The 10,059-nt window shown below is 63.0% G+C and carries 6 protein-coding genes; 3 read left to right on the top strand and 3 right to left on the bottom strand.

The window, feature by feature from the left end:
- Positions 1-165 precede the first annotated feature (165 nt).
- Together ettA and APH42_RS27625 are read right to left on the bottom strand one after the other, a co-directional pair.
- Positions 166-1,833 carry an energy-dependent translational throttle protein EttA gene (gene ettA / locus APH42_RS27620; protein WP_060494663.1) on the bottom strand — a complete coding sequence of 556 codons (1,668 nt, stop codon included), beginning with the start codon at positions 1,831-1,833 and terminating at the stop codon, positions 166-168.
- Positions 1,834-2,133: 300 nt separating this feature from the next.
- Complete coding sequence (locus APH42_RS27625; RefSeq protein ID WP_060494664.1) at positions 2,134-2,547, bottom strand: hypothetical protein; 414 nt, start codon at positions 2,545-2,547, stop codon at positions 2,134-2,136.
- A gap of 248 nt (positions 2,548-2,795) precedes the next feature.
- Here APH42_RS27625 and APH42_RS27630 point away from each other — a divergent pair, with 248 nt between their 5' ends.
- The 3 genes from APH42_RS27630 to APH42_RS27640 all read left to right on the top strand — a co-directional run bounded on the left by APH42_RS27630 (position 2,796) and on the right by APH42_RS27640 (position 9,271).
- Positions 2,796-6,626, top strand: coding sequence for a bifunctional diguanylate cyclase/phosphodiesterase (locus APH42_RS27630; protein WP_060494665.1), 3,831 nt, complete (start codon positions 2,796-2,798; stop codon positions 6,624-6,626).
- Between the two features lie 193 nt (positions 6,627-6,819).
- Complete coding sequence (gene glyA, locus APH42_RS27635; protein WP_012270418.1) at positions 6,820-8,073, top strand: serine hydroxymethyltransferase; 1,254 nt, start codon at positions 6,820-6,822, stop codon at positions 8,071-8,073.
- A 244-nt stretch (positions 8,074-8,317) separates the two neighbouring features.
- Positions 8,318-9,271, top strand: a complete 954-nt coding sequence (locus APH42_RS27640; RefSeq protein ID WP_060494666.1) for an arsenic resistance protein — start codon at positions 8,318-8,320, stop codon at positions 9,269-9,271.
- Positions 9,272-9,322: 51 nt separating this feature from the next.
- On the opposite strand, the gene APH42_RS27645 is transcribed toward APH42_RS27640, so the two are convergent.
- Positions 9,323-10,059 (bottom strand): TonB-dependent siderophore receptor (locus APH42_RS27645; protein ID WP_156352952.1); only part of this gene is annotated, 737 nt, incomplete at its 5' end.

Genomic DNA, 10,059 nt, shown 5'->3' on the forward strand with positions numbered 1-10,059 from the left:
AAGCAATCGCACCGGAATAGGGCGAGATGTCGTTTTTTTGAAATTATTTGGTGCGTTTTATATAAATGTATACAAAATAACCGCCCAGCACCCTGCTTCTGCCTGTGCGGCGGGCACAAAAATGGGGCCACCATGGGCCCCATTCCTGTGCATCAAAAAACCGGCTTACTGAGCCAGCTTCTTGTGCCGTACACGGTGCGGCTGGGCAGCGGCATCGCCCAGGCGCTTCTTGCGGTCAGCTTCGTACTCGGTGTAGTTACCTTCGAAGAACACCACGTTCGAGTCGTCTTCGTACGCCAGGATGTGGGTAGCCACACGGTCCAGGAACCAACGGTCGTGGGAAATCACGATCGCGGCGCCCGGGAAGTCCAGCAGGGCCTCTTCCAGCGAACGCAGGGTTTCGACGTCGAGGTCGTTGGACGGTTCGTCGAGCAGCAGGACGTTACCGCCCTCCTTCAGGGTCAGCGCCAGGTGCAGGCGGCCACGCTCACCACCGGACAGGTCCTTGACGAATTTTTGCTGGTCGCCACCTTTGAAGTTGAAGCGGCCAACGTAGGTACGCGAAGGGATCTCGTAGTTGCCGATGCGGATCTGGTCGGAGCCGTCGGAGATCTGCTGGAACACGGTCTTGGCGCCGTCCAGGTCCTCGCGGCTCTGGTCCACACAGGCCAGTTGCACGGTTTCACCGATCTCGATGCTGCCCGAGTCTGGCTGCTCCTTGCCCATCAGCATGCGGAACAGCGTCGACTTACCGGCACCGTTACCACCGATCACGCCGACGATGGCACCCTTGGGCATGGCGAACGACAGGTTGTCGATCAGCACGCGGTCGCCGTAGCCCTTGGTGACGTTCTTGAACTCGATGACCTTGTCACCCAGGCGCGGACCGGCCGGGATGTAGATCTCGTTGGTTTCGCTGCGTTTCTGGAATTCCTGCGACTGCATTTCTTCGAAGCGCTGCAGACGGGCCTTGGACTTGGACTGGCGGGCCTTGGCGCCTTTGCGCACCCACTCCAGTTCCTCTTTCATGGCCTTCTCGTGGGCGCTCTGCTGCTTGGATTCCTGCGCCAGACGGTCCGACTTGGCTTCCAGCCAGCCCGAGTAGTTGCCTTCGTACGGGATACCGGCGCCGCGGTCCAGTTCCAGGATCCAGCCGGCGACGTTGTCGAGGAAATAACGGTCGTGGGTAATGGCTACCACGGTGCCAGGGAAGTCGTGCAGGAAGCGCTCAAGCCAGGCCACCGAGTCGGCGTCCAGGTGGTTGGTTGGTTCGTCGAGCAGCAGCATGTCGGGGGCCGACAGCAGCAGGCGGCACAGGGCCACACGGCGCTTCTCACCACCAGACAGGTGTTCGATGCGCGCATCCCAGGCCGGCAGGCGCAGGGCATCGGCGGCGACGTCCAGTTGGCGCTCCAGGTTGTGACCGTCGGCGGCCTGCAGGATGGCTTCCAGCTTGGCCTGCTCGGCGGCCAGCTTGTCGAAGTCGGCATCCGGGTCGGCGTAGGCGGCGTAGACCTCGTCCAGGCGCGCCTGGGCGTCCTTGATCACGCTGACCGCTTCCTCGACCACTTCACGCACGGTCTTGGTCGGGTCCAGTTGCGGTTCCTGGGGCAGGTAACCCACGTTGATGTCGGGCATCGGACGGGCTTCGCCGTCGAATTCCTTGTCGACGCCCGCCATGATCCGCAGCAGGGTCGATTTACCGGCGCCGTTCAGGCCGAGCACGCCAATCTTGGCGCCCGGGAAGAACGACAGGGAAATGTTCTTGAGAATTTCCCGCTTCGGCGGCACGACCTTGCTCAGCCGATGCATGGTGTAGACGTATTGAGCCAAAACCAAGCCCTCTAATCAGATAGGTAAAGACATCGACGATCGCCCCGGCAGCATGGCCTGGGGGATGTGTTGGGTGTCATTGAACAAAGTCGACCATTCTACGCCAACGCGCAGCGTTGCATAGGAGGGACCGCCAGTGGGGGGTGGGATCGGTGTGATCCTTGGGGGGGTCTATTGCCTGTTCCGGCCTCTTCGCGGCTAAAGCCGCTCCCACAGGAATATCACTGCCTTCAAGGGCAATACAGCACCTGTGGGAGCGGCTTTAGCCGCGAAAGGGCCGCCGCAGTGGCCGAAGAGGGCTCAGACGTGACGCTGCTTGGCCTTGCCACGCGGCAAACGGCAACGGTCGCTCTGCTCAGCCAGGCGAGAGGCCCAGGCGGACTTCACGCTGAAGCCTGCGCTGAGGGTAGGCTGCTGCTCGGCGCCCTTGGCCACATTAGCCGGCTTGGCGGCCGCAGGCGCCGTACTGACAAGCTTGGCAGCAGGCTTGGCCGCAGCCACGGCAACGGCCGGCGCAGCTGCCACCTTGGCGGTCTTGCGCAGTTCAGCCAGCGATGGGGCCTTGCTCTTGGCGGTGGCAGCCGCGTCTGGTTTGACCAGCGAACGCTGGCACGATTTGCAGGATACGTCCTCGGTCACGGCAGTGCTGACAAGGGTCTGACTGCTGCGCCCACAGGCGGAATCGAGGCCATTGGAGGAAAAGTGAGTAACCAAAACCGAACATCTCCGATGCGTTGTCATGTGAAGCGGGCGCTATTCTCGCACAGGTTGCAGGGGCTTGCCGAACCACCGGGCAGGCACCATCGGTCAACATGGCTGGCACTTTGCCATAATCCTAGGCATGCTAGCCGGTTTCGGGTGTCCGGCCTTATAGTGCGCCACCGCGTCGCAACAACCAGGCACCGGCATACACCGTGCATGATCCTTCCCTGCCATCGCCAGCCCAATCGCAGGATCAACGCTTGACCAACCTTACTCATCCGTCGTCATTGCGTACCGCGCAACAAGCGCCCGCCGTTACCCTGCGCGGGTCGATCAAGGGTGCGCTGGCACTGTTGGCCCTGATTCTGCTGGGCCTGCTGCTGTGGCAACTATTCGCCCAGTTCAACCATACCCAGGCCGACCTGCGCAAACAGAGCCTGGACGCCACCGCGGAACTGGCCGATCACCTGAGCCTGAACATGGCGTTCAAGGCGCAGCAGGCAGTGAATGTGGTGCAGCCCTATGTCAATGCACCGACACCCGCTGCCCTGCCGAGCCTGGTGGACACCCTGCGCGAGCGCCTGCCTGCCTTGCAAAGCGTGGCCTGGCTGGACAGTGCCGGGCAACTGCGCGTCGACAGCCTGGCCGGCAGCCCGGACCGCCAGTTGCTTGACGAACTGCTGACACTGAACCAGGGGCGCCCGTACTTCTTCACCAATTCGGCCGACAACCGCACCCTGTATCTGTTGCTGCGCCAGGCCGCCGAACAGGACCGTGGCTACTGGTTGCTGCGCCTTTCACCGGACTACTACCGCGAGCTCACCCTCCACCTCGATGGTGGCGGCCACCCGCTGTGGCTGCTGGAGAACAGCCGCAGTGGCGAGGTGCTGCAGCGCCACGCCCCAACCGATACCAGCAACGCGCCGCTGCAAAGCGTGATGCTGGCCTTCATCGACAACAGTACCTGGCAGTTGCGCGGCCTGTTCGACGCCGAGCTGGCCCAGCAAAAGTTATTGCCGGCGCTGATCGGCAAATGCCTGCTGGTGCTGTTTTGCGCCCTGCTGCCGGTGCTGGCGCTGATCAACATGCGCCGCCGCCAGCGCGCGCTGCAGGAAGACCGCCGGCGCTATCAGGAAATTTTCGAAGGCACCGGCGTGGCCCTGTGCGTGCTCGATTTGTCCAGCCTGCCCAGCCAGCTCGACCGCTACCACCTGCGCAACCGCGCTGCGCTCAAGCACAGCCTGGCGCTGGACCCGAACCTGCGCCGCTCGCTACTGCTGGAGCTGAAGATCACCGAGGTCAACCAGGTGGCGCGCCAACTGCTGAACATCGAGTGCCACGAAGGCGCATGGCAGCGGCTGATCGACGGCACCGGCGATGGCCGCGACAGCGTCGGCATGCAGCTGATCGACGCACTGATCGAGCAACGCCAGCTGCTTGAGCTGGAAGTGCGCCTGCCGGCACCGCTGGGCGGCGAACTGCACCTGTGGTTGATGGCGCGCCTGCCGCAGCAGCGCCGCGACTACCAGGCAGTGATCCTCAGCATCAGCGACATCACCAGCCGCAAACAGGTCGAGCTGTCGCTGCTGGAGCGCGAAGGCTTCTGGTCGGACGTGGTGCGCACCGTACCCGACCAGTTGTACGTGCAGGATGTGCTGAGCCAGCGGATGATCTTCAGCAACCGTCACCTCGGCCAGACCCTGGGCTACGACCGTACCGAGCTGGCACAGATGGGCGACCGCTTCTGGGAACTGCTGCTGCACCCCGAGGATGCCGCGCACTACCAGGCCCTGCGCCAGCAACAGCGCGACAGCGGCCATGACCAACCGCTGCACTGCCAGTTGCGCTTCCGCCACCGCGACGGCGGCTGGCGCTGCTACGACATTCGCGAGCAGGTGCTGACCCGCGATGCCGAAGGCCTGGTGACGCGCATCATCGGCGTGGGCAAGGATGTGACCGTGCAGATCGAGGCCAGCCAGTCGCTACGTGACAGCGAGCAGCGCTACCGCATGCTCGCCGAAAGCATCAGCGACGTGATCTTCTCCACCGACAGCCTGCTCAAGCTCAACTATGTCAGCCCCTCGGTACAGAGCGTGCTGGGCTACCAGGCCGACTGGATATTCGCCAACGGCTGGCAGTCGATCATCGCCAACCCGGCCCAGCTCACCGGTATCTACAGCCTGATGGAGCGCGTCAGCAAAGCCATGGGCGACCCATCGCAACTGGCGCAACTGCGCAGCCAGCTACCGACCCAGCTGTTCCTGTTCGACTGCCTGCGTGCCGATGGCCGCAAGATCCCCATCGAGCTGCGTCTGGTGCTGGTGTGGGACGATGACCAGCGCTTTGAGGGCGTGCTTGGGGTGGGCCGCGACATCAGCCAGCAACGCCGTGCCGAAAAAGACCTGCGCATGGCCGCAACGGTATTCGAACACTCCACGTCGGCGATCCTCATCACCGACCCGGCCGGCTACATCGTCCAGGCCAACGAGGCGTTCAGCCGCGTCAGTGGGTACGCCGTCAGTGAAGTGCTCGACCAGTTGCCGGGCATGCTCACCGTCGACGAACAGCAGGAGGGCCACCTGCGCTATGTGGTCAAGCAACTGCACCAGCGCGGCAGTTGGGAAGGCGAGGTGTGGCTCAAGCGCCGTGACGGCGACCACTACCCGGCCTGGGTGGGCATCACGGCGGTACTGGACGACGAAGGCGACCTGGCCAGCTACGTGTGCTTCTTCACCGACATCAGCGAGCGCAAAGCCAGCGAACAGCGCATCCACCGCCTGGCCTACTACGACGCCCTCACCCACCTGCCCAACCGCACGCTGTTCCAGGACCGTTTGTACAACGCCCTGCAACAGGCCGAGCGGCAGAAGGCCTGGGTGGTGCTGATGTTCCTCGACCTCGACCGCTTCAAGCCGATCAACGACTCCCTCGGCCATGCCGCCGGCGACCGCATGCTCAAGGACATGGCCCTGCGCCTGCTGGCCTGCGTGGATGACGACGACACCGTGGCACGCATGGGCGGCGACGAGTTCACCCTGCTGCTGCAACCGCGCCCCACCCGCGAGATGGCCCTGAACCGCGCCATCCATGTGGCCGAGAGCATTCTCGGCAGCCTGGTGCGGCCGTTTGTGCTGGAAAACCGTGAATTCTTCGTCACGGCCAGTATCGGCATCGCCCTCAGCCCGCAGGATGGCAGCGAGCTGAGCCAGTTGATGAAAAACGCCGACACCGCCATGTACCACGCCAAGGAACGCGGCAAGAACAACTTCCAGTTCTACCAGGCCGAAATGAACGCCAGCGCACTGGAGCGCCTGGAGCTGGAAAGCGACTTGCGCCATGCCATGGAGCAGAACGAGTTCATCCTGTACTACCAGCCGCAGTTCAGCGGCGACGGCAAGCGCCTGACGGGCGCCGAGGCCCTGCTGCGCTGGCGCCACCCCACCCGTGGTCTGGTGCCACCGGGCGACTTTATCCCGGTGATCGAAGAACTGGGCCTGGTGGTGGACGTGGGTGACTGGGTGCTGCGCGAGGCCAGCCGCCAGCTCAAGGCCTGGCACAAGGCCAAGGTGCGGGTACCCAAGGTGTCGGTGAACATATCGGCGCGGCAGTTCTCGGACGGGCAACTGGGCACGCGGATTGCCAATATCCTCGAAGAAAGCGGCCTGCCACCGGCATGCCTGGAGCTGGAGCTGACCGAAAGTATCCTGATGCGCGAAGTGAACGAGGCGCTGCAGATTCTTGCCAGCCTGAAAAACCTCGGCCTGAGCATTGCGGTGGACGACTTCGGCACGGGTTACTCGTCGCTCAACTACCTCAAGCAGTTCCCCATCGACGTACTGAAGATCGACCGCACCTTCGTCGACGGCCTGCCCGAAGGCGAGCAGGACGCGCAGATCGCCCGGGCGATCATCGCCATGGCCCACAGCCTCAACCTGGCGGTAATCGCCGAGGGCGTGGAAACCCACGAACAGCTGGAGTTCCTGCGCGAGCATGGCTGCGACGAGGTGCAAGGCTACCTGTTTGGGCGGCCGATGCCGGCGCATCAGTTCGAGGCGCAGTTCTCCAACGAGACCCTGTTCATGTTCCATTGATGTGCCAGCGATGGGGCGCGCGGCGCCCCTGAAAATGGACCTTAGAGTCAACTCATGGATCTACGCAGCCCAGACACGGCGCGGGATGCAACATGAGCCCCATTGGTCCGCGACTTGATGCCACTTCATATGCCAGCCGCGAATCAATCGGTTAGAATGCCCACCCAAATTACCCCGATCCTTGAGGACCGCCATGTTCAGCCGTGATTTGACCATTGCCAAGTACGACGCCGAGCTCTTCGAAGCCATGCAGCAAGAAGCCCTGCGCCAGGAAGAGCATATCGAGCTGATCGCTTCGGAAAACTACACCAGCCCGGCCGTCATGGAAGCTCAGGGCTCGGTCCTGACCAACAAGTACGCCGAAGGCTACCCAGGCAAGCGCTACTACGGTGGTTGCGAGTACGTCGACATCGTCGAGCAACTGGCCATCGACCGTGCCAAGGAGCTGTTCGGCGCCGACTACGCCAACGTCCAGCCGCACGCTGGCTCCCAGGCCAACGCTGCCGTCTACCTGGCCCTGCTGTCGGCCGGTGACACCATCCTGGGCATGAGCCTGGCCCACGGTGGTCACCTGACCCACGGTGCTTCGGTAAGCTCGTCGGGCAAGCTGTACAACGCCATCCAGTACGGCATCGACGGCAACGGCCTGATCGACTACGACGAAGTCGAGCGCCTGGCTGTCGAGCACAAGCCAAAGATGATCGTTGCCGGCTTCTCGGCCTACTCGCAGGTTCTGGACTTCGCCCGCTTCCGCGCCATCGCCGACAAGGTCGGTGCCTACCTGTTCGTCGACATGGCCCACGTTGCCGGCCTGGTTGCCGCTGGCGTGTACCCGAACCCGGTGCCGTTCGCCGACGTGGTCACCACCACCACCCACAAGACCCTGCGCGGCCCACGCGGCGGCCTGATCCTGGCCCGTGCCAACGCCGACATCGAGAAGAAGCTGAACTCGGCTGTGTTCCCAGGCGCCCAAGGCGGCCCGCTGGAGCACGTAATCGCCGCCAAGGCCATCTGCTTCAAAGAAGCCCTGCAACCTGAGTTCAAGGCTTACCAGCAGCAAGTCGTGAAGAACGCCCAGGCCATGGCCAGCGTGTTCATCGAGCGTGGTTTCGACGTGGTTTCCGGTGGCACCCAGAACCACCTGTTCCTGCTGTCGCTGATCAAGCAGGAAATTTCCGGTAAGGACGCTGACGCTGCCCTGGGCAAAGCCTTCATCACCGTGAACAAGAACTCGGTCCCGAACGACCCACGTTCGCCGTTCGTCACCTCGGGCCTGCGTTTCGGCACCCCAGCCGTTACCACCCGTGGTTTCAAGGAAGCCGAGTGCAAGGAACTGGCTGGCTGGATCTGCGACATCCTGGCTGACCTGAACAACGAAGCGGTGATCGACGCCGTACGTGAGAAGGTCAAGGCCATCTGCAAGAAGCTGCCGGTTTACGGCAACTGATTGGCGCCAGCCTGAAGTGAAAAAGCCCGGCCCAGTGCCGGGCTTTTTCGTTTTTCATGAACCAGGTTCGCTGACCTGTCGCGGTCCCTGTGGGAGCGGGTTTACCCGCGAAGAAGGCAACGAGGTGAATGGCACCGGCTACGCCGGTGTTCGCGGGTAAACCCGCTCCCACAGGTAATATGCTTGCCTTCAGTACTTGGGCCCAGTCCAAGCTGACTCCCCATTACCAACCACAGGCCACACCTTGACCAGAGAACAACTCGAGACCCACCAGATCCCGATCTACTTCGCTGCCGTGCTCGCCGCCGTTGCCTTCGGCTTGGTGGCCACTGACAGCGCGCGGTATCTGGAAGCCGTGGTCACCCCGGCCATTGCCGTGCTGATGTACGCGATGTTTCTGCAAATCCCTTTCCTCGACCTGCGCCAAGGCCTGGGTAATCGCCGTTTCATGGGCGCCCTGCTGCTCGCCAACTTCATTCTTGTGCCGCTGTTGGTCTGGGCGATCACTCGCGGGTTGGTCGAGCACCCGGCGATTCTCGTCGGTGCCTTGCTGGTGCTGCTCACGCCCTGCATCGACTATGTGGTGGTGTTCACCCACATCGGCAAAGGCGACTCGCGCCTGACCCTGGCCGCCACCCCGGTGCTGTCGCTGGTGCAGCTGGCACTGCTGCCGATCTACCTGGCCCTGATGCTGGGGGCCAACAACAACGTGGTGATTTCCATCACCCCGTTCGTGGAAGCCTTCGTGCTGCTGATCGTGCTGCCCATGCTGCTGGCCGTGCTCACCAGCCTAGGTGCCCGCCGTTCGCGCACCGTCGCAACCTGGAACGACGCCTGGGCGTGGTTGCCCGTTCCGGCGATGGCCTTGGTGCTGGTGGTAGTGATCGCGTCGCAGATAGCCGTGGTGCTGCGTGATTTCGACCGTTTGCTGCCGGTGATTCCGGTGTACGTCGGCTTCATGCTGCTGGCGCCTGTGCTCGGGTTCGTCTGCGCGCGGCTGCTGCGCCTGCCGGCCACCGAAGCACGCTCGGTAACCTTCAGCGCCGCCACACGCAATTCGTTGGTCGTATTGCCGCTAGCGTTGGCGCTGCCGGAAGACATACGCGGGTTGGCGGCAGCGGCGGTGATCACCCAAACGCTGGTGGAGCTGGTGAGTGAGCTGGTTTATGTGCGAATGGTGCCTCGGTTGGTGCGTTGACACCGGCACCCGCAATACCAGCGATGGGCCGCAAAGCGGCCCCTTGGGTAATCACCAGTTATACGTCACCGTCCCGTAAACCGTGCGCTGCTGCCCATACTGGCAGCCCATATCGCTGAAACAGCCGGCCACATACTCCTTGTCGAACAGGTTGCTGGCATTGAGCGCCAGCTCCACGCCTTTGAGCGAAGCGTCCAGCTTGCCCAACTCGTAGCTGACCATCGCATCCACCAGCACGTAGCTGTCGACCTTGAAGCTGTTCTGCGCATCGCCGAAGGTGCTACCCACATAACGGGTGCCAGCGCCCAGCCGCAGCCCGTTCAGCGATCCACCTTGCAACTGGTAGTCCGCCCACAGCGAGGCCATGTGCTCCGGCGTACGGAACGGCGTATTGCCCTGGGTGCCGCGCTCGGACTGGGTAACTTCGACATCGTTCCAGGTGTAGCTGCCAATCAGATTGAATCCCGGCGCCAGCTCGGTTCTGGCCTCCAGCTCTACACCGCGTGAGCGTACTTCGCCTTCCTGGCGGCTGAAGCCGTTGATGGTCTCGGTGACGTTCTGCTTGGTCAGCTCGAACACCGCGAGGGTGTACAGGCTGTTGCTGCCCGGTGGCTCGTATTTCAGGCCCAGCTCGTACTGTTTGCCGGTTTCCGGGTCGAGCTGGGTGCCATCGGCGGTAGTGCCCATCACCGGCAGGAACGACTCGCTGTAGCTGACGTACGGCGCCAGGCCATTGTCGAACAGGTAGACCAACCCGGCACGGCCGCTGAATTTCTCGTCCTTCTGAG

Source organism: Pseudomonas sp. NBRC 111140 (genome assembly GCF_001320885.1).
Classification (GTDB): Bacteria; Pseudomonadota; Gammaproteobacteria; order Pseudomonadales; family Pseudomonadaceae; genus Aquipseudomonas; species Aquipseudomonas putida_P.